The sequence below is a fragment of the Stenotrophomonas cyclobalanopsidis genome, assembly GCF_008710035.1.
In the GTDB taxonomy this organism is placed as follows: domain Bacteria; phylum Pseudomonadota; class Gammaproteobacteria; order Xanthomonadales; family Xanthomonadaceae; genus Stenotrophomonas; species Stenotrophomonas cyclobalanopsidis.
The window spans coordinates 21,552-39,891 of the sequence record NZ_VYKI01000033.1; the positions used below are offsets into that span (position 1 = coordinate 21,552).

The window sequence follows — 18,340 nt, forward strand, 5'->3', positions numbered from 1 at the left end:
TATCATTTGCGGGGCGGCCAGTCCGGCTTTGCTGCATCGGCCGGTTGCCTGTGCACGCCCGCGGCCGTTGCACGGCAGCAGCCGGCCCCATCCTTTGGCACGCTGGACTTGCTCTGCCCTGAACGCTAGCGTGGCAGGGATTTTTTGCCAGCAGGGGCTTCCATGAACCATGACGCTGCGCCCAAGCAGCTCACTTTCCGCGCAGTGGCCCTGGCCATCGTGCTGGCGGTGGTGCTGTCGGCGGCCAACGCCTATCTCGGTCTGTTCGCAGGCCTGACCATCGCCACCGCCATTCCCGCGGCGGTCATCTCCATGGGCGTGCTGCGCCTGCTGGGCGGTGGTTCCATCCTCGAAAACAACATCGTCCAGACCGGCGCTTCGGCCGGTTCGTCCATCGCCGCCGGTGTCATCTTCACCATCCCGGCGCTGGTCATCATGGGTTACTGGCCCGACTTCAGGTACTGGTGGGTGCTGGGCATCGCCGGCCTGGGCGGCCTGCTGGGCGTACTGTTCTCGGTGCCGCTGCGCCGCTCGATGATCGTCGAAGATCCGCTGCCGTTCCCGGAAGGCAAGGCCGCGGCCGAAGTGCTCAAGGCCGGTGAGAACCCCGGCCCGGGCCTGAAGATCCTCGGCCTGTCGGCCGTCATCGGCGCCTTCGTCAAGCTGGCCGCCGAAAGCGGCCTGCGCCTGATCCCCGATGCCTGGTCGACCTCGGCCTACGTCGGCAGCTCCAAGATCACCGCCTTCATCGGCACCAACCTGTCGCCGGCCCTGCTGGGCGTGGGCTACATCGTTGGCCTGAATGTCGGCATCGTGGTCGTGTCCGGTTCGATCCTGACCTGGCACATCGCCATCCCGATCTACCAGGCGTTCTTCATGAACACCGATCCGGCCCTGGCCGCGTCGGTCGCCGCCGCCTCGTCCACCGAGGCCGCGTTCGCCATCTGGGGCGCGAAGATGCGTTACCTCGGCGTCGGCGCGATGCTGATCGGCGGCATCTGGACCCTGATCTCGCTGCGCAAGTCGCTGCTGAACGGCGTCAAGAGCGGCTTTGCCGCCGCGCGCAAGAGCGGCGGCCCGGTGCTGGCCCACACCGAGCGCGACCTGCCGATGAAGTGGATGCTGGTGGCCCTGGTGGTCTTCGTGCTGCCGCTGCTGGCCCTGTACCAGGCCATCGTCGGCCAGTGGCACGTGTCGATCCCGATGACCATCATCATGATCGTCGCCGGCTTCCTGTTCGTGTCGGTCTCGGCCTACCTGGCCGGCCTGATCGGTTCGTCCAACAACCCGGTCTCGGGCATCACCATCTCCACCATCCTGTTCGCCTCGGCCGTGCTGGTGGTGCTGCTGGGCGCCGATGGCCTCAAGCCGGTCGGTGCCGGCGGTGCGCCGCTGGGTGCGGTGGCGGCCATCATGATCGGCGCGGTGGTCTGCTGCGCCGCCGCGGTGGGCGGTGACAACCTGCAGGACCTCAAGGCCGGCTACATCGTCGGTGCCACCCCGTGGAAGCAGCAGCTGATGCTGGGCATCGGCGCGTTCTCGTGCGCGCTGATCATGGCCCCGGTGCTGAACCTGCTGGCGACCGCCTACGGCATCGGTGTGAAGTCCGAGCTGCACCCGAACGCGCTGGCCGCCCCGCAGGCGAACCTGATGGCGTCGGTGGCCAAGGGCCTGTTCGGTGGCGAACTGCCGTGGACCTTCATCGGCATCGGTGCCGTGGTCGGTGCGGTCATCATCGCCTTCGACAGCTGGCTGAAGTCGCGCAGTTCGCGCTTCCGCGTGCCGGTGCTGGCCGCCGCCATCGGCATCTACCTGCCGCTGGAACTGATGGTGCCGATCTTCCTGGGCGGCCTGATCGCCTACCTGGTCGAGCGCTTCCACAAGGTGCGTGGCGATGACGAAGAAGGCCGCGACCGCGTGCACAAGCCGGGCGTGCTGTTCGCCGCCGGCCTGATCACCGGCGAGGCGCTGATGGGTATCGCCATCGCCGTGCCGATCGTGATCAGCAGCCGCGCAGATGTGCTGGCCCTGCCGTTCCACCTGCCGGCCGCGCAGTGGTTCGGCCTGGCCGTGCTGTTCCTGGTCGGCTGGCTGATCTACCGCACCGGCAAGCGCGCGATGGCGTAATGGCTGGGCCCATGTAGAGCCCAGCCTGTGCTCGGCTGCCCTGGCAAACCGCGCTACGGCGCGGTTTCCTTTTTCTGGCGGTGGAACGCCCCCCGCGGGCGGCCATGACCGATGGCCTTGGCAGCCCCGCCCGCACGGGCCTACCATCGGTTTTTTGCCGTCCTGCGGAGATCCCGATGAAACTGCGTCATGCCTTGCTGCCACTGAGCCTGCTGGCCGCCCTGCCCAGCGTCGCCGCTGCCCGTGGCCTGGAAGTCCGCGACATGGTCGCCATGGATCGCGTCTCCGCCCCGGTCCTGACCGCTGACGGCGGCACCGTGGTGTTCGCCAAGCGCAGCACCGATGCCAACCTCAAGTCCAGCACCGCGCTGTTCGCGCGCAACCTGCGCACCCGCGATGCGGCACCGCCGAAGCAGATCACCCCGGCCGGCTGGAACGTCAATTCGGCCTCGCTGTCGGCCGACGGCCAGACCGTGTATTTCCTCAGCGCCAAGAACGGCAGCCAGCAGCTGTACGCGCAGGGCATCAGTGGCGGCACCCCGCGCCAGCTGACCGATTTCCCGGTGGACGTGGACAGCTACCACGTCTCGCCGCAGGACGACCGCGTGCTGTTCAGCGCCGGCGTGTTCCAGGCCTGTGCCTCGGACCTGGCCTGCACCGGGAAGAAGCTCAAGGACGTGGCCGACGCCAAGGCCAGCGGCAAGGTCTTCGATTCGCTGTTCGTGCGCCATTGGGACACCTGGAACGACGGCCGCCGCAACACCCTGTTCGTGGCCCCGCTGCCGGCGGCCAAGGCAGGCCCGGTGAAGGGCGCCTCGGCGCTGAGCGCGACCATTGATGGTGACGCACCGTCCAAGCCGTTCGGCGGCAATGACGATTTCACCTGGTCGCCGGACGGCGCCAGCGTGGTTGCCAGCATCCGCGTGGCCGGCAAGCAGGAACCGTGGTCGACCAACTTCGACCTGTACCGCTTCGATGCCGCCGGCAAGCAGGCGCCGGTCAACCTGACCGCCTCCAACCCGGCCTGGGATGCCGGCCCGGTGTTCAGTGCCGACGGCAAGACCCTGTTCTACCGCGCCATGAAGCGCCCGGGCTTCGAAGCTGACCGCTTCGGCCTGATGGCGATGGACCTGGCCAGCGGCAAGGCCCGCGAGATCGCCCCGCAGTGGGATCGTTCGGCCGGTGAGATCAACCTGTCCGCCGATGGCGCCAGCATCTACACCACCACCGACGACCTCGGCGAGCACCCGCTGTTCCAGATCGACGTGGCCAGCGGCAAGGCCACCAAGGTCATCGGCGATGGCACCGTGTCCTCGGTCAGCGTGGCCGGCAACAGCGTGGCCATCACCCGCAACAGCCTGAAGAGCAACGACCAGGTGCTGGTCGGCATGCTGCCGGCCGCCGGCCAGCCGATCGGCGAGCTGCGCGCGCTGACCCCGGCCGCCGGCGAGGTGCTCAAGGACGTCAACTTCGGCGACTTCGAGCAGTTCGAGTTCAAGGGCTGGAACAACGACACCGTGCACGGCTACGTGGTCAAGCCGCACAACTACCAGGAAGGCAAGTCCTACCCGGTCGCATTCCTGATCCATGGCGGCCCGCAGGGCAGCTTCGGCAACGGCTGGAGCTACCGCTGGAACCCGCAGACCTACACCGGCCAGGGCTATGCCGTGGTCATGATCGACTTCCACGGTTCCACCGGCTACGGCCAGGCCTTCACCGATGCGATCAGCCAGCACTGGGGCGACCGCCCGCTGGAAGACCTGCAGAAGGGCTGGAGCGCGGCACTGAAGAAGTATTCCTTCCTCAAAGGCGACAAGGCATGCGCGCTGGGCGCCAGCTACGGCGGCTTCATGGTCAACTGGATCGCCGGCAACTGGAACAGCCCGTTCAAGTGCCTGGTCAACCATGACGGCGTGTTCGACCAGCGCATGATGGGTTACGCCACCGAAGAACTGTGGTTCACCGAGTGGGAGCAGGGCGGCACGCCGTACGAGAAGGCCGCCAACTTCGAGAAGTTCAACCCGGTCAACCACGTGGCCGACTGGAAGAAGCCGATCCTGGTCATCCACGGCCAGCAGGACTTCCGCATTCCGGTCGAGCAGGGCCTGGCCGCGTTCACCGCCGCCCAGCGCCAGGGCATCGAATCGAAGTTCCTGTACTTCCCGGACGAGAACCACTGGGTGCTGAAGCCGAACAACAGCATCCTGTGGCATGACACCGTCAACGCCTGGCTGAAGCAGCACATCGGCGAGTAAGCCGGTCCAGCGCCGCCCCCCGGGGCGGCGCTTCTTTTCCAACCGGTGGGTGCCGACCGCCATCCGCTTTGCCGGTGGGTGCCGACCGTTGGTCGGCACGCCTTTCGCCAACAGCCGCCGAGCATGGCTCGGCGCTACACGAGCACCCGCATGATCCAGAACGACATCGTCGTCTTCGGTCTGATCGCCGCCACCCTCGGCGCCGTGTTCTGGACCGCCTCGCGCGAACAGGGGGCGTGGAAGCGCTTCTACACCTTCGTGCCGGCACTGCTGCTGTGCTACCTCATTCCCGGCATCTACAACACCGTCGGCCTCATCGACGGGCAGAACACCAAGCTCTACAACCCGATCGCACGCGACATCCTGCTGCCGGCGGCGCTGATCCTGCTGACCCTGGCGGTGGACATCAAGGGCATCCTGCGGCTGGGCCCGAAGCTGGTGCTGATGTACCTGGGCGCCTCGGCCAGCATCATGCTCGGCGCGGTGGTGGCCTTCCTGGTGATGCGCGCGATCCATCCCGATACCGTGGCCGGCGACACCTGGGCCGGCATGGCCGCACTGGCCGGCAGCTGGATCGGTGGCGGCGCCAACATGCTGGCGATGCGCGAAGTCTTCGACGTCAACGCGACCACCTTCGGCCAGTTCGCCGTGGTCGATGTTGGCGTGGGTTATGTGTGGATGGCCGCGCTGATCTTCCTGGCCGGGCGTGCAGCGAAGATCGATGCGCGCAGTGGCGCCGATACCTCAGCCATCGATGAACTGAAGGAGCGCATCGCGCGCTTCCAGGCCGAACATGAGCGTATTCCCAGCCTGACCGACCTGATGCTGATCGTCGCGGTAGCTTTCGGCGGCGTCGGCCTGTCGCACGCCATCGGCGCGCCGCTGGCGGCCTGGTTCAAGGTCAATGTCGTCTGGGCCTCGCAGTTCAGCCTGGATGCGCCGTTCGTGTGGGTGGTGGTGCTGTCGACCACGCTGGGCCTGAGCCTGAGCTTCACCCGCGCGCGCACCCTGGAAGGCGCGGGCGCCTCACGCCTGGGCTCGCTGCTGCTGTACTTCCTGATCGCCTGCATCGGCATGCAGATGGACCTGCTGGCGCTGCTGGACCGCCCGTGGCTGTTCCTGCTGGGCATCATCTGGATTGCCGTGCACATCGCCCTGCTGTGGTGCCTGGGCAAGCTGCTGAAGGTGCCGTTCTTCTATTTCGCGATCGGTTCGCAGTCGAACATCGGCGGCCCGGCCTCGGCGCCGGTAGTGGCCGCGGCCTTCCATCCGGCATTGGCGCCGGTGGGCGTGCTGCTGGGTACGATGGGCTATGCCACCGGCACGTACCTGGCGTACATCGTCGGCATCACCCTGCGCGCGCTGGCCGCGTAGAGTCGAGCTTGCTCGACTGCTTCTGGTTTTGCATTCCCGCTCGGAACGGCGAAGAGCAGCCGAGCATGGGCTCGGCTCTACAGTAGAGCCACACCACGCGTGGATGCTTTACGCCACCGGCAACCCGCGTTCAATCAGCCACGCCCGCGCGTCTTCCGCATCCTGCTCGAACCATGCCTTGGTCGATCCCAACCGGTACGTATACCCCCACGCATCCATGTCGGCCATCAGCCGCTCGCTGCCTACGCCGGGCAGCTGCCCGGCCAGCACGATCTGCAGATAGCAGGTGGCATCCTCCTCGGGCACCGAATCGGTGGCGTCGGTATGCACCTGCGCGCGCCGCTCCGGCGGCAGCACGATCAGGTGGCAGGCTTCATGCAGCATCGAATGCACCGGCGTGTCGTCGCGCACGTAGACGTCGCTGGCGATGATGCCGGCCTCCGGTTCGCCCCAGTAGCTGCCGGGAATCGGCGCACCCGCCGCCACGTGGTGCAGGCGCAGGTCATGCGCGGCGAGCAGGCGCTGCGCATCGGCGAAGGCGATATCGCCGACGCGGGTGACGTTCGGTTCGGGTGCGGTGTCGGTCATGCGGGGGCACGCGGCCCCGCCCATGCAGGCACGGGCGGGGCAGGGGGTCAGGGTTTTTCGGGGCCTTCAGGCAGCGCCACGGAGATGTCCAGCACATCGTGCTGGCCATCCTTCACCAGGTCGACCTTCACCGCGTCGACGTCGATGTTGACGTACTTCTTGATCACTTCCAGCAGCTCGCGCTGCAGCAGCGGCAGGTAGTCCGGGCCACCGCGGTTGCTGCGTTCCTGCGCGATGATGATCTGCAGGCGGTTCTTCGCGGTCTCGGCGGTGGTCTTCTTCGCTTTGAGGAAATCGAACAGGCCCATGCTTACCCTCCGAACAGCTTGCTGAAGAAGCCCTTCTTCTCGACGGTGGTGAAGCGCATCGGGCGCTCTTCGCCGAGGATGCGTGCAACGGCATCGTCGTAGGCCTGGCCGGCGGCCGATTCCACGTCCAGGATGACCGGCTCGCCCTTGTTGGAGGCATTGAGCACGTCGCCCGATTCGGGGATCACGCCGATCGCCTTCAGGCCCAGCACTTCCTCGACGTCGGCGATGCTCAGCATCTCACCGCTTTCCACGCGCACCGGGGTGTAGCGGGTCAGCAGCAGGAAGGCCGGCACGTTCTGGCCGGATTCGGCCTTGTGGGTCTTCGAATCCAGCAGGCCAATGATGCGGTCCGAATCGCGCACCGAGGACACTTCCGGGTTCACCACCACCACGGCGCGGTCGGCGAAGTACATCGCCAGGAAGGCGCCCTTCTCGATGCCCGCCGGGGAATCGCAGATGATGTAGTCGAAGCCGTCGGCGGCCAGGTCCTTGAGGACCTTGCCCACGCCCTCCTGGGTCAGCGCATCCTTGTCGCGGGTCTGCGAGGCAGCCAGCACGTACAGGTTGTCGAAGCGCTTGTCCTTGATGAGGGCCTGCTTGAGGGTTGCTTCGCCGTGCACGACGTTGACGAAGTCGTACACCACGCGGCGCTCGCAACCCATGATCAGGTCGAGGTTGCGCAGGCCGACGTCGAAGTCGATCACGGCCACCTTCTTGCCGCGCCGTGCGAGGCCGCAGGCCAGGCTCGCGCTGGAAGTGGTCTTGCCGACGCCGCCCTTGCCGGAGGTGACTACGATGATTTCAGCCAAAGGACTTCTCCTGATGATTCTGTTTTGGGGCTGCGTCAGTCCAGCGCAGCGATCTTGATCTGGTCCTGTTCCAGCCACACCTGCACGGCCTTGCCGCGCAGGTTGTCCGGCACATCGTCCAGTACCTTGTAGTGGCCTGCAATGGCGACCAGTTCCGCATGGAAATCACGGCAGAAAATACGTGCCGCGGTGTTGCCTTGGGCCCCTGCCAGCGCGCGGCCGCGCAGGGTCCCGTAGATATGGATGCTGCCGTCGGCGATGACCTCGGCGCCTGCGCCGACGGTGGCCATCACGGTCAGGTCGCAGTTCTCCGCGTACAGCTGCTGGCCCGAGCGCACGTTGCCCAGCTGCATGCGGCCCGGCTGCGGTGCGGCCGCGTCGGCGGCGTTGCCCACCGGTGCGACGGGGGCCGGGGCCGGTTCGGCCTTGGCGGCGCGACGCGGTTGCGGTGCGGGTGCGGCTGCGGGCGGCGGCGGGTCCGGTTCGGCCTCGGCACGCTCGTACTGCGCGCGGAACTTGGCCAGCAGCGGCAGGCCCAGCTGCTGCGAGAGCAGGTCGACCGCCGTGGTGCCATAGGCCAGCGCCACCGGCAGCACGCCGGCGCTGCGCAGTCCATCCACCAGCGCCTGCGCGGTGGCCGTGTCGGGCACCTGGCTCAGGCCGCCGAAATCGAGGATGACGGCCGCGCGGCCGAACAGCTTCGGCGCACGGTTCACGCGCTCCTGCATTTCCTGCACGAGGCGTTCGACATCAAGGGTACGGATGCGCAGGTTGGCGATGCCCACCTGGCCGATCTTCAGTTCACCGGCCTGTTCGTAATCGAAATTCACCGCCACGCTCAGGTCCCCGTCGGCCGCTGTGCCTGCACCGGCAGCTGCCGGTCACGCGCCCATGCCACATCCGGCAGCTTGCCGCCGTAGGTCTCACTCACCCACGGGTAGCTGCACAGTTCCTTGGCCAGCATGCTGGCGCGCACGTCGACGTGCGGCATGGTGTTCTGGCCCAGCTCGCGGAAGCCGAAGCTGCCGTGGAAGAGCAGGGCGGCGTCGGCGCCGTGGTCCAGGAATACCTCGCAGGTCATCTGCGGGTAGCGCAGCTCGGCAAAGCTCTGCGCATCGGCATAGAACGCACGGCCGACGCCACCACCGCGACGGCGGCTGGCGACCACGATGCGGTCGATATAGAAGAAAGGCGTGGCCAGCTGCTGCTTGAACCAGGCGAAGTTGCTGCTGTCGTGCTGGCTGTCGCTGCCGAAGCCGATCAGGAAGCCGGCTAGGTTGCCGTCGCGCTCGGCGACGCGGAAATACTCAGCGGTATCGTAGAACAGGTGCAGGCGTGCGGCATCCAGCGGAAGGATGGCCAGGCCAGCATTGTTGTTCAAAGCCAGGACGGAATCGAGCTCGTGCTCGCGCACGTCGCGGATGACAATCGACATTGTGACTCCGTGGGGTAACGCGGTTGGTCCATCAACGGACCCTGCGCACGATTATTGCATGCCCGGGGCGGGCTGCGGCATGAACAGGGGGAAGGGCATGCATGACTTCCGCCAGAGTGCAGCATGGGGGCTTCAACCGTAGAGTGCTGGCATGTTGGGAGTCCTCAGCCATACCCGTGTCCTGCGACTGGCCGGCCTGTTCACCTGGGTCATGGTCGGCCTGCCCCTGGCCTATTCGCAGTTCGAGAACCTGCATGCCCGTGCCGACATGGGCGGCTGGGCCGTGCTGCTGTTCCTGGCCTACCTGTCCTTCGGCGCGGCCTACTTCCGGCTGACCCGCTCGCTGCGCAGCGACAGCCACACCACCTGGCTGGACCGCGGCCTGCTGCTGCTGCTCACCGTGTCCGCGCTGGGGGTCAGCTTCCTCAGCGGCTCGGGCCTGGGCAGCATCCTGATGATGGTCGCCGCCGGGGTCATCCCGTGGATGCTGTCGGTGCGGCTGGGCGTGCTGTGGCTGCTGGTCAGCCAGCTGGCCGTGGCGCCGGTCTATTACATGCTGCTGCGCTTCCCGCTGTTCGAGGCGGTGATGCAGTCGCTGCTGTATGGCGGCTTCTCCATGTTCATCTTCGTGACCAGCCTGGTCGCGCGGCAGCAGACCGAAGCCCGCGACGAGCAGCGCCGCCTGAACGCCGAGCTGCGCGCGACCCGCGCCCTGCTGGCCGAAAGCGCCCGGGTCAACGAGCGCACCCGTATCTCGCGCGAGCTGCACGATGTGCTGGGCCACCAGCTGACCGCGCTGACCCTGAACCTGGAAGTGGCCGGGCACCTGGCCGAGGGCCAGGCGCTGGAACACGTCAAGCGCTCGCACACCCTGGCCAAGCTGCTGCTGGGCAACGTGCGCGAGGTGGTCAGCCAGCTGCGCGAGACCGGCGCCATCGACCTGGCCGCCGCGCTCCGCCCGCTTACCGAGAACGTGCCCTCGCTGGACATCGTGCTGGACGTGGAGGAGCCGCTGAACGTGGAAGACCCGCAGCGCGCCCACGTGCTGCTGCGCTGCACCCAGGAGATCATCACAAACGCGGTGCGCCACGCCCAGGCGCGCCACCTGTGGATCCGGGTGTACCGTGAGGTGCCGGGCCTGGTGGTGGTGGACGCCCGCGACGACGGCATCGGCGCACAGATGGTCAATGCGGGCAATGGCTTGCGCGGGATGCGCGAACGCCTGCAACAATGTGGCGGCCAGCTGCAGGTGGATACCCACCCCGGCGAAGGCTTCCGCCTGCGGGCCACGGTTCCGGCAACGGTGCTGGCGGCCCTCACCGAGGTTCCTGAAGGAGTGCGTTGATGATTCGCGTCTGCCTGGTCGATGACCAAACCCTGGTGCGGCAGGGGATCCGCTCGCTGCTGGCGCTCGACGACGGTATCGAGGTGGTGGCCGAGGCTGCCGATGGCCGCCAGGCCGTCGAACTGGTGCCGCAGATTCGTCCGGACGTGGTCCTGATGGACATGCGCATGCCGGTGATGTCCGGCCTGGAGGCGCTGCAGGTGCTGTCGCGCCAGGAGCAGCTGCCGCCGACCATCATCCTGACCACCTTCGACGACGACCAGCTGGTGCTGGCCGGGCTGAAGGCCGGTGCCAAGGGCTACCTGCTCAAGGACGTCACCCTGGCGCAGCTGGTCGGTGCCATCCGCACCGTCGCCGACGGCGGCTCGCTGGTGCAGCCGGCGGTGACCCAGCGCCTGCTGTCGGGCCTGGAGCACATGCGCAACGACTTCGTCAGCCTGGACCGCCCGGACCCGCTGACCGACCGCGAGACCGAGATCCTGCGCCTGATGGCCAGCGGTTTCTCCAACAAGGAGATCGCCAATTCATTGGGGGTCGCCGAAGGGACCATCAAGAATCACGTGTCCAACATCCTGTCCAAGCTGGGGGTGCGCGACCGCACCCGCGCCGTGCTGAAGGCGTTCGAACTTCAGCTGGTCTGAAAAAGTCCTTTTGCGACAACGATTTGGGCCGAGCCCGGGGCGCCGGAGCAGGGCGCCCCCTACTTGCGGAGGCCCCGGATGCGCTACTCTTCAAAATCTTTGTCCATACAAATCCGCAGCCGGCACGGAAACCGGTGCGCCAATCCGATAAACAATGCCCGCGAAGCCTGCTAGGATTGGCGCTTCGCTTCAATCAACCCGGCCGTGGGATCGGCCCCGGAGACTCTCTGAATGACCCGTATTATCGAGTTCCTGATCGCCTTGGGGATCGTGGCTGGCCTGTTCGTCATTATTGGCGTCTGTCTGCCGGGCGAGCGTCACATCACCGAAAGCATCGAGACCAACCGCAAGATGACGATCGTGTACGACACGGTCAACAGCCTGCGCCGCTTCAAGGACTGGAACCCGCTGGTACTGCGCGATCCCGCCGTTGATCTGAAGCTGTCCGGCCCGGCCTCCGGCGTCGGCGCCACTCTCGACTTCTCTTCCAAGGACCTGGGTAACGGTTCCTGGAAGATCACCGAGTCGGAAGAGAACAAGCGCGTTGTGATCGCCGTCGAAGACCCGACCAAGGGCCACGACAAGGTGACCACCTTCACCCTGGAGCCGACCGGCAAGGGTGGCCGTAACGTCAAGATCACCCAGGATTACTCGGTGAAGTACGGCTTCGACCTGTTCGGCCGCTACGCAGGCCTGTACGTCAGCCGCCAGATCGGCGATGACATCAAGATGGGTCTGTCGCGCATGGCGAACATGCTGGCCACCGTGCCGAACGTCGACTACCGCACCGCCGAAGCCCCGCTGACCGATCTGGCGATCGTGGAAGTGCCGGCCGAAGACCTGCTGGTCGTCAACGCCGGTAACGTCGACCGCGGCCAGGACACCATCACCAAGTCCATCAAGGACAACCAGGAGTGGATCAAGCGCGTGATGGAGGCCAATGGTCTCGAAGCCGCTGGCCCGTTCCGCATCATCACCACCGATTTCGGTGCTGAGAAGTACGCCTTCGACATCGCCCAGCCGGTGAAGAAGAAGGGTACCGAAGGCACCGCCGCTGAAGAACTCAGCGTCAAGATCGACGGTGGCGCACCGGTGAAGTATGTCCGCGTTGCTCCGCATCGTTCGGCCCACGCGGCCTACACCGGCCACATGGCTGGCCTGGACATCGCCCGCAACGCCCTGCGTGCCTGGGCTGTGACCAACGGTTCGGAAGTGGTCGATCGCCCGTACGAATCCTGGAAGGACGGTCTGGACAAGTCGTTCACCCCGGAAGGTACCTACGACATCTACTGGGCCGTCAAGTAAGCCTCGGCTGCCCCATGTAATGTTGGATACGAAAACGCGCCGCTTCCTGCGGCGCGTTTTTTTTGATCTGCGCCCCGTGGGGCGCTGCGCAAGGAGCAGTCATGTTCAATCCGGAACGACGCGCGCGTAAACCTTCCCTGCTGGCCTGCCTGGGCGCGCTGCTGGCCGCGGCCTCGATCGGCCTGTCCGCCTATGCGGCGCACGGCGTGGCCGATCCGCTGGCCCAGCAGCATCTGAACATGGCCGCGCTGTATGCCTTCGCCCACGGCGCAGTGCTGCTGGCACTGGGCCCGCGCGCGCAGGGGGCCATCGCCCACCTGGGCCTGTATGTGCTGCTGCTGGGCGTGCTGCTGTTCTCCGGCAGCCTGGCCGGTGCGGCCCTGTGGCAGTGGCCGACGCGGCTTGCGCCGGTGGGCGGCACCACGCTGATGGCGGGCTGGGTGCTGCTGGCGATCAACGCGCTGAGGCGCTGAACGCCGTTGCGACTACGGCCGCCGGGCACGGCCCGGCGCTACCGGTTCAGCGGGCGCCGTGTAGAGCCGAGCCCACGCTCGGCTGCTTTTGATCGGCGCAGCGAAGGAGCCGAGCATGGGCTCGGCGCTACAGTGAGCCGTTCCAGCACCAGTGCCACGGCTCGTAGACGATGCCGTGCGGGTTGTCGCGCGGGTAACTCAGGCTGAAACCATGCCCACCGGCATTTTCCCGCAGCCAGGCAAACGCGTCCGTTGTTTCGAAGGATTCCTCGGCCGGGGCATCGCCCGGCGTGCCCATATCCAGCGCATGCCCGCTGTGGTGTTCACTGAACCCCGGTGCTGCGTTGACCTTGAGGATCTCGGCCACGCTCAGCCCGCGCGCGAGTTTCCGTTCGAAGATGCCCAGCTGGTACGCATGGCTGCGGAAGCCGGATATCGCATCCAGCGCCACCCCACCGCGCGCGGCATGCAGACGCATGCGGCGCCAGCCCTGCGCGGCGCCACGGCGCAGCCACAGCGGGCGGCCGAAGCGGTCGCGGCCAGCAGAATGCAGCACGCAGGGTTCGGCTTCCAGCGCCAGGCCGCTGTCCTGCGCGTAGTCCTGCGCATCCAGCCCCAGCTGCTGCAGGCGCTGCTGCAGGCCGGCCAGCGGCAGCCACTGCGTGTCCAGGGTCGCCGCAAACGGGCGCGCTGCGGCAGCGCCGTCCAGCAGCGCCAGCGCGTCCTCCACGCCGGGTTCGCGCGGCAGGTGCGGCACCAGCGAATGCACGCCCTGCGGCAGCACCGCCGCCAGGTAGCAGCCGTCGCGCTTGCGCCGCAGCACCCAGCGCGCACGCGCCAGCAGGCGCGCATCGAGGGTGCTGCGCGCACGCAGCAGGTCGGCCGGCCACAGTTCCACGGCCTCGGTGTTGATCAGCAGGGGGGCATGACGGTGCATGCCCGCAGCTTACTGCGGTGGCGTAGTGGCAGCCACCTTGCGCAGCGCGTCCAGCAGGGCCTGCGGCCGGTCCAGGCTGAGCAGCAGGGTGCTGCCGCCGCGCACGGGAATCACCAGCGTGTGCTGGCGATCAGTGACCAGGGCAAAGCCCTTGCTGCCGCCCTGCAGGCGGAAGTGCCCCGAGTAGAAGCCCGGCATCGAGTAGCCGTTGGTCTTCATGCGCAGGCCATAGCGGCGGTCGCGGCCAAGGTCGACCACCTCGGCCTGGTCCAGCTGCATCTGTGCCACCGGCGTGCGGCGACGGTACAGGGTCGAGCGCACGTCCAGCACATCGCCCGCCAGGCTGACCCGGCGGCGGAAGAACGCGACGCCCAGGCCCGCACCTATCAGCACCAGCGTCGCCAGACTCCAGGCCGCGCTGCCCCACATCCGGAAGAACGGTGGCGACAGGGTGATCTCCATCCATGGCGCATCGGTCGGCGCGTCCTTCAGTTCGGCCCAGACACAGAGGGCAAAGACGAGCAGCAGCGGGCCCAGGATCCACAGCACGCGCAGCGGCGAACTTTCGGCAACGTCGAACGTGCGTGGGTCGCTGCCGCTCATCGCTGCGCCTCCACCCAGCGCGCCACGTCGGCAATCAGGGTCGTGTCGACGTGCCCGGGCTGGGCGTACTCCTTCAGCGAGCTGGGGCCGCTGCCTGCCACGCCGATATGGTTCAGGGCCGGGTAGGCCTGCCACTGCACATCCTTGCGGCCCTGCAACGCCTGCTTCCACAGCTGCCAATCGGCGTCGGGCACCTGGAAATCGCGACCACCGTGCAGCATCAGCAGCGGCGTGCGCAGTGCCTTGGCATCGGCCCGTGCGTTGACCACCTCGATGCTCTTCCAGAACGTCTGCGGTACGCCCAGCGGCAGGTCGCTGGCGGCGACCGGTGCGCTGCCGCGGGCGGCGGCGATCTGGGCGTCCAGTTTGTCCAGGAACGCCTGTTCCGGCGCGCTGATGTCACCGGCCAGGCTGAGCAGGTAGCGGTTCTGCTCGGGTAGCAGTTCCAGCAGGGTGCGTGCCGGTGCCGCCCACAGGATCGCGCCGCGCGCCTGTGGCCAGCGGCTGGCGATGCGCGGGGCCAGCATGCCGCCCTGGCTGTGCCCAAGCACGAACACCCGGCGGCCATCGATGCGCGGATCGGCGGCCAGCGCGGTCAGTGCGGCCACCGCGTCATCGGTGGTTTCGTCATCGACGGTGAAGCTGCCGCTCTGGAAATCCTGCGGACGGGCGAGGGTGCGCTTGTCATAGCGCAGCACTGCGATGCCCTGTGCGGCCAGGCTGCGGGCGATATCCAGGAACGGGCGGCTGGCGCCGATGGTTTCGTCACGGTCCTGCGGGCCCGAGCCATGTACCAGCAGCACCGCCGGGAACGGCCCCTTGCCCTTTGGCAGGGCCAGCGTGCCCGGCAATGCGCCGCGCGCCTGCGGTAGGCTGAACTCTGTCTCTGCGTAATTCGCATCGGCCGGTGGCGGTGCTGCCTTGGCTGCGGGGGCAGGGCGCAGCATCAGGCCGGTCACCTTGTCCTGTGCGTCCACCGCCACCTGTGCGACCACCGCGCCACTGGCGAACTGCAGCGGCACCTCGACCACGTGCACGCCCTGCTGTTCGCTGCTGTGGGCGGCGCCGCGCTGCTTCAGCTCACCCAGCGATTGCCACAGCCCCTGCAGCTTGTCGGCCGGTACGGCGCTGGCCATCTGCGGGGTGAACATCGCCTCGGCCTCGGCCATGCGCCCGGCCTGCAGGTGGTCCAGCAGCTGCGACGCGACCTGCTGCGGTTCGGCGGCGAGGGCGCCGCCGCTGAAGGCGGCCAGGGCGACGGCGAACAGGGAGGAGTGCAGGCGCATGGTCACTGCTCCTTCTTGAAGACCAGCATGGCCGGACGCATCGGCGCCGGGATGATGATGTTGACCAGTTCCCAGCCGAGCTGGCCCTGGCGGCTCAGTTCGGCCTGGATGTCCTCCGGCTTCTGCACGCCCATCAGCGATGTTTTGACTTCAACGGTCAGGTAGCTCCAGCGCTTGCTCATTCCTTGTCCTCCGACGATGGCTTGGGTTTGGGCAGGCGTCCTGCCTTGCGCAGGGCGTCGCGCAGTACGTATTCGATCTGCGCGTTGAGGCTGCGCAACTCGTCGTCAGCCCAGCGCTGCGCGGCGGCCAGGACATCGGCGTTGATACGCAGCGGATAGGCTTTCTTCTCACTCATGCAAGCTCCTGGCGGGGCGGTGGGGTGCCCCGTTGCGAGGGTTCAGTACAGCGAACCAGCGTTGACGACCGGCTGGGTGCCGCGGTCCGAGCAAAGCACGGTCAGCAGGTTGCTGACCATGTGCGCCTTGCGTTCCTCATCCAGCTGCACCACGCCGTTCTTCTGCAGTTCGGCCAGGGCCATTTCAACCATGCCCACCGCACCGGCGACGATGCGGGTACGCGCGGCGATCACCGCGTTGGCCTGCTGGCGCTGCAGCATCGCCTGGGCGATCTCGGCGGCGTAGGCGAGGTGGCTGATGCGCGCGTCGATCACCTGCACGCCGGCGTCGGCCAGGCGCTCGGCCAGTTCGTTCTTCAGGTGCTGGGAAATCTCGCTGGCGTGGCTGCGCAGGGCCAGCTGGCCCTCTTCATGCTGGTCGTACGGGTAGCTGGTGGCCATCGCGCGCAGCGCCGATTCGGACTGGATGTGCACGAAGCTCTCGTAGTCGTCCACGTTGTAGACCGCCTCGGAGGCATCGATCACCTGCCAGACGATCACCGCGGCGATCTCGATCGGGCTGCCGTCCAGCTCATTGACCTTCAGCTTGCCGCTTTCGAAGTTGCGCACGCGCTGGCTGACCCGGCGCTTGCTGTAGAAGGGGTTGTTCCAGCGCAGACCGTTGTCCTTGACGGTGCCCACGTACTTGCCGAACAGGCTCAGTACCGCCGCCTGGTTGGGCTGCACCGTGTACAGGCCGGCCAGCGCGAAGATGGCCATCGCGGCAATCAGCAGGCCGCCGAACATCATGGCCAGGTTTGGCGAGCCGGCGCTTGCCTTGGCCGCGACCCCAAAGACGAACAGTGCGCCGCCGGCCAGTGCGACGAGCAGGGCGCCCGCCAGCGTGCCCAGGCCGTTGAGGGAGGAAAGCGACTTCTCTTTCATGGCAGTACGTCCTTGAGGGTTCGAAAGAAAGATATCAAATTGATATCAACCCAAAAGTACCGTTCGTCGGCTGGCCAGGGCAGACCGGCTAGAATGCCCACCCGCCTTCACATCGCTGCCGGACCCCCGCCATGGCCAAGCTTGGAACCCCGTTGTCCCCCTCCGCCACCCGCGTGCTGCTGCTGGGCTCGGGCGAACTTGGCAAGGAAGTGGCCATCGAACTGCAGCGCCTGGGCGTGGAGGTGATTGCCGCCGACCGCTATGCCGATGCCCCGGCCATGCAGGTCGCGCACCGCTCGCACGTGATCGACATGCTCGATGCGATGGCGCTGCGCGCGCTGATCGCCCAAGAGCAGCCGCACCTGGTGGTGCCGGAAATCGAAGCCATCCACACCGAGACCCTGGTCCAGCTGGAACAGGAGCAGGGCCTGCGGGTGATCCCGACTGCACGCGCCGCACGCCTGACCATGGACCGCGAAGGCATCCGCCGCCTGGCCGCCGAGACCCTGGACCTGCCGACCTCGCCGTACCGTTTCGTCGATACCGAAGCCGAGTACCGCGCCGCCGTGGCCGCCATCGGCCTGCCGTGCGTGGTCAAGCCGGTGATGTCGTCCTCGGGCAAGGGCCAGAGCACGCTGCGCAGCGAGGCGGACATCGCCCCGGCGTGGGACTACGCGCAGACCGGCGGCCGTGCCGGTGCCGGCCGCTGCATCGTCGAAGGCTTCATCGATTTCGATTACGAGATCACCCTGCTGACCGTGCGCCATGCCGGCGGCACCTCGTTCTGCGCGCCGATCGGCCACCTGCAGAAGGACGGTGACTACCGCGAAAGCTGGCAGCCGCAGCCGATGTCCAGCGCCGCGCTGGCGCGTGCCGAAGAAATCTCGCGCGCGATCACCGATGACCTCGGTGGTTGGGGCCTGTTTGGCGTGGAGCTGTTCGTGAAGGGCGACGAGGTGTGGTTCAGCGAAGTGTCGCCGCGCCCGCACGACACCGGCCTGGTGACCCTGGTCTCGCAGGAGCTGAGCGAATTCGCCCTGCACGCACGCGCGATCCTGGGCCTGCCGATTCCGGTGATCCGCCAGAGCGGCCCGTCGGCCTCGTGCGCGCTGCTGGCGCATGGCGAGGGCGTGCCGTACTTCAACAACGTGGCCGCCGCGCTGCAGGTGCCGGACACCGCCGTGCGCCTGTTCGGCAAGCCGAGCGTGCATGGCCACCGCCGCGTGGGCGTGATCCTGGCGCGCGCCGCGACCATCGACGAGGCCCGCGCCATCGCGCGTGATGCGGCCGAAGCCATCGGCGTCGAACTGCGCCCGTAAAAGGTAGCGCCGGGCCATGCCCGGCGACCGCATCCCGGTAGGTACCGACCGTTGGTCGGTACAGATTTCTGTGCGGTAGCGCCAGGCTGCACCCGACGGCTTGCCATGAACTGTGTGAGTCTTCTGTAGATACCGTGTTGTCCTTGCCTAGGCAAGGACGACTTCAGGCTCAAACGGTCGGCCGCTTTTCAGTACTCCCCAGACCAGGTGTATGAGCTTGCGCATCAGCGCACACATGATGACCTTGAAT

General features: G+C 67.2%; 19 protein-coding genes and 1 pseudogene. 8 read left to right on the forward strand and 12 right to left on the reverse strand.

Annotated elements, in window-relative coordinates; genetic code table 11:
• Positions 1-162: 162 nt before the first annotated feature.
• The 3 genes from FJU31_RS17285 (at position 163) to FJU31_RS17295 (ending at position 5,756) form a co-directional block, all read left to right on the forward strand.
• Positions 163-2,127 carry an OPT family oligopeptide transporter gene (locus tag FJU31_RS17285; RefSeq protein ID WP_150455837.1) on the forward strand — a complete coding sequence of 655 codons (1,965 nt, stop codon included), beginning with the start codon at positions 163-165 and terminating at the stop codon, positions 2,125-2,127.
• A gap of 176 nt (positions 2,128-2,303) precedes the next feature.
• Positions 2,304-4,382: an alpha/beta hydrolase family protein gene (locus tag FJU31_RS17290; protein WP_150455838.1), complete on the forward strand. Its 2,079-nt coding sequence runs from the start codon at positions 2,304-2,306 to the stop codon at positions 4,380-4,382.
• 150 nt (positions 4,383-4,532) lie between these two features.
• A complete protein-coding gene (locus FJU31_RS17295; RefSeq protein WP_150455839.1) occupies positions 4,533-5,756 on the forward strand; it encodes a DUF819 family protein in 1,224 nt (407 codons plus the stop codon).
• Between the two features lie 108 nt (positions 5,757-5,864).
• Here the strand turns inward: FJU31_RS17295 and FJU31_RS17300 are convergent, their stop codons facing one another.
• Genes FJU31_RS17300 through FJU31_RS17320 form a run of 5 tightly spaced genes read right to left on the reverse strand, consistent with a single transcriptional unit; the run spans position 5,865 to position 8,899 of the window.
• Positions 5,865-6,344 (reverse strand): hypothetical protein, encoded by a 480-nt coding sequence (locus tag FJU31_RS17300; RefSeq protein WP_150455840.1) that lies wholly within the window; start codon positions 6,342-6,344, stop codon positions 5,865-5,867.
• 47 nt (positions 6,345-6,391) lie between these two features.
• The gene (minE, locus tag FJU31_RS17305; RefSeq protein ID WP_079221044.1) at positions 6,392-6,652 is read right to left on the reverse strand and encodes a cell division topological specificity factor MinE; all 261 of its coding nucleotides are present in this window, start codon (positions 6,650-6,652) and stop codon (positions 6,392-6,394) included.
• 2 nt (positions 6,653-6,654) lie between these two features.
• Entirely contained in the window at positions 6,655-7,464 is an 810-nt protein-coding gene (gene minD, locus FJU31_RS17310; RefSeq protein ID WP_150455841.1) for a septum site-determining protein MinD, read from the reverse strand.
• Positions 7,465-7,499: 35 nt separating this feature from the next.
• Entirely contained in the window at positions 7,500-8,294 is a 795-nt protein-coding gene (gene minC / locus FJU31_RS17315) for a septum site-determining protein MinC (protein ID WP_188115526.1), read from the reverse strand.
• A gap of 8 nt (positions 8,295-8,302) precedes the next feature.
• A complete protein-coding gene (locus tag FJU31_RS17320) occupies positions 8,303-8,899 on the reverse strand; it encodes a GNAT family N-acetyltransferase (RefSeq protein WP_150455843.1) in 597 nt (198 codons plus the stop codon).
• A 151-nt stretch (positions 8,900-9,050) separates the two neighbouring features.
• Between FJU31_RS17320 and FJU31_RS17325 the strand changes: the two genes are divergently transcribed.
• The 4 genes from FJU31_RS17325 to FJU31_RS17340 all read left to right on the forward strand — a co-directional run bounded on the left by FJU31_RS17325 (position 9,051) and on the right by FJU31_RS17340 (position 12,663).
• On the forward strand, positions 9,051-10,244 hold the full coding sequence (locus FJU31_RS17325; protein WP_150455844.1) for a sensor histidine kinase: 1,194 nt from the start codon (positions 9,051-9,053) through the stop codon (positions 10,242-10,244).
• Positions 10,244-10,885, forward strand: a complete 642-nt coding sequence (locus FJU31_RS17330; protein ID WP_150455845.1) for a response regulator — start codon at positions 10,244-10,246, stop codon at positions 10,883-10,885. Before FJU31_RS17325 ends, FJU31_RS17330 begins: the two co-directional genes overlap by 1 nt.
• A 231-nt stretch (positions 10,886-11,116) precedes the next feature.
• Entirely contained in the window at positions 11,117-12,190 is a 1,074-nt protein-coding gene (locus FJU31_RS17335) for a polyketide cyclase (RefSeq protein ID WP_108768160.1), read from the forward strand.
• A gap of 101 nt (positions 12,191-12,291) precedes the next feature.
• A complete protein-coding gene (locus tag FJU31_RS17340; protein WP_108768161.1) occupies positions 12,292-12,663 on the forward strand; it encodes a DUF423 domain-containing protein in 372 nt (123 codons plus the stop codon).
• 127 nt (positions 12,664-12,790) lie between these two features.
• Here the strand turns inward: FJU31_RS17340 and FJU31_RS17345 are convergent, their stop codons facing one another.
• Genes FJU31_RS17345 through FJU31_RS17370 form a run of 6 tightly spaced genes read right to left on the reverse strand, consistent with a single transcriptional unit; the run spans position 12,791 to position 16,771 of the window.
• Entirely contained in the window at positions 12,791-13,600 is an 810-nt protein-coding gene (locus FJU31_RS17345; protein ID WP_150455846.1) for a M15 family metallopeptidase, read from the reverse strand.
• Between the two features lie 9 nt (positions 13,601-13,609).
• Entirely contained in the window at positions 13,610-14,203 is a 594-nt protein-coding gene (locus FJU31_RS17350) for a PH domain-containing protein (RefSeq protein WP_150455847.1), read from the reverse strand.
• On the reverse strand, positions 14,200-15,489 hold the full coding sequence (locus tag FJU31_RS17355; RefSeq protein WP_150455848.1) for an alpha/beta hydrolase: 1,290 nt from the start codon (positions 15,487-15,489) through the stop codon (positions 14,200-14,202). Before FJU31_RS17355 ends, FJU31_RS17350 begins: the two co-directional genes overlap by 4 nt.
• Positions 15,490-15,491: 2 nt before the next feature.
• The gene (locus FJU31_RS17360; protein WP_150455849.1) at positions 15,492-15,671 is read right to left on the reverse strand and encodes a DUF4177 domain-containing protein; all 180 of its coding nucleotides are present in this window, start codon (positions 15,669-15,671) and stop codon (positions 15,492-15,494) included.
• Positions 15,668-15,847: a type II toxin-antitoxin system antitoxin gene (locus FJU31_RS17365; RefSeq protein WP_079221055.1), complete on the reverse strand. Its 180-nt coding sequence runs from the start codon at positions 15,845-15,847 to the stop codon at positions 15,668-15,670. The genes FJU31_RS17360 and FJU31_RS17365 overlap by 4 nt, the downstream gene beginning before the upstream one ends.
• A gap of 42 nt (positions 15,848-15,889) precedes the next feature.
• On the reverse strand, positions 15,890-16,771 hold the full coding sequence (locus FJU31_RS17370; RefSeq protein ID WP_150455850.1) for an SPFH domain-containing protein: 882 nt from the start codon (positions 16,769-16,771) through the stop codon (positions 15,890-15,892).
• Positions 16,772-16,902: 131 nt separating this feature from the next.
• Here FJU31_RS17370 and purT point away from each other — a divergent pair, with 131 nt between their 5' ends.
• Positions 16,903-18,090 carry a formate-dependent phosphoribosylglycinamide formyltransferase gene (gene purT / locus FJU31_RS17375; RefSeq protein WP_150455851.1) on the forward strand — a complete coding sequence of 396 codons (1,188 nt, stop codon included), beginning with the start codon at positions 16,903-16,905 and terminating at the stop codon, positions 18,088-18,090.
• A 147-nt stretch (positions 18,091-18,237) separates the two neighbouring features.
• Here the strand turns inward: purT and FJU31_RS17380 are convergent.
• Positions 18,238-18,340, reverse strand: a pseudogene (locus FJU31_RS17380) (IS110-like element ISStma4 family transposase); the annotation flags it as partial.

Coding starts and splice junctions, on each gene's coding strand:
- FJU31_RS17325 (WP_150455844.1), top strand. CDS start 9,051: ATGTTGGGAGTCCTCAGCCATACCCGTGTCCTGCGACTGGCCGGCCTG.
- FJU31_RS17370 (WP_150455850.1), bottom strand. CDS start 16,771: ATGAAAGAGAAGTCGCTTTCCTCCCTCAACGGCCTGGGCACGCTGGCG.
- FJU31_RS17330 (WP_150455845.1), top strand. CDS start 10,244: ATGATTCGCGTCTGCCTGGTCGATGACCAAACCCTGGTGCGGCAGGGG.
- FJU31_RS17365 (WP_079221055.1), bottom strand. CDS start 15,847: ATGAGTGAGAAGAAAGCCTATCCGCTGCGTATCAACGCCGATGTCCTG.
- FJU31_RS17345 (WP_150455846.1), bottom strand. CDS start 13,600: ATGCACCGTCATGCCCCCCTGCTGATCAACACCGAGGCCGTGGAACTG.
- FJU31_RS17335 (WP_108768160.1), top strand. CDS start 11,117: ATGACCCGTATTATCGAGTTCCTGATCGCCTTGGGGATCGTGGCTGGC.
- purT (WP_150455851.1), top strand. CDS start 16,903: ATGGCCAAGCTTGGAACCCCGTTGTCCCCCTCCGCCACCCGCGTGCTG.
- FJU31_RS17300 (WP_150455840.1), bottom strand. CDS start 6,344: ATGACCGACACCGCACCCGAACCGAACGTCACCCGCGTCGGCGATATC.
- FJU31_RS17285 (WP_150455837.1), top strand. CDS start 163: ATGAACCATGACGCTGCGCCCAAGCAGCTCACTTTCCGCGCAGTGGCC.
- FJU31_RS17290 (WP_150455838.1), top strand. CDS start 2,304: ATGAAACTGCGTCATGCCTTGCTGCCACTGAGCCTGCTGGCCGCCCTG.
- FJU31_RS17360 (WP_150455849.1), bottom strand. CDS start 15,671: ATGAGCAAGCGCTGGAGCTACCTGACCGTTGAAGTCAAAACATCGCTG.
- FJU31_RS17295 (WP_150455839.1), top strand. CDS start 4,533: ATGATCCAGAACGACATCGTCGTCTTCGGTCTGATCGCCGCCACCCTC.
- minE (WP_079221044.1), bottom strand. CDS start 6,652: ATGGGCCTGTTCGATTTCCTCAAAGCGAAGAAGACCACCGCCGAGACC.
- FJU31_RS17320 (WP_150455843.1), bottom strand. CDS start 8,899: ATGTCGATTGTCATCCGCGACGTGCGCGAGCACGAGCTCGATTCCGTC.
- FJU31_RS17355 (WP_150455848.1), bottom strand. CDS start 15,489: ATGCGCCTGCACTCCTCCCTGTTCGCCGTCGCCCTGGCCGCCTTCAGC.
- FJU31_RS17350 (WP_150455847.1), bottom strand. CDS start 14,203: ATGAGCGGCAGCGACCCACGCACGTTCGACGTTGCCGAAAGTTCGCCG.
- FJU31_RS17340 (WP_108768161.1), top strand. CDS start 12,292: ATGTTCAATCCGGAACGACGCGCGCGTAAACCTTCCCTGCTGGCCTGC.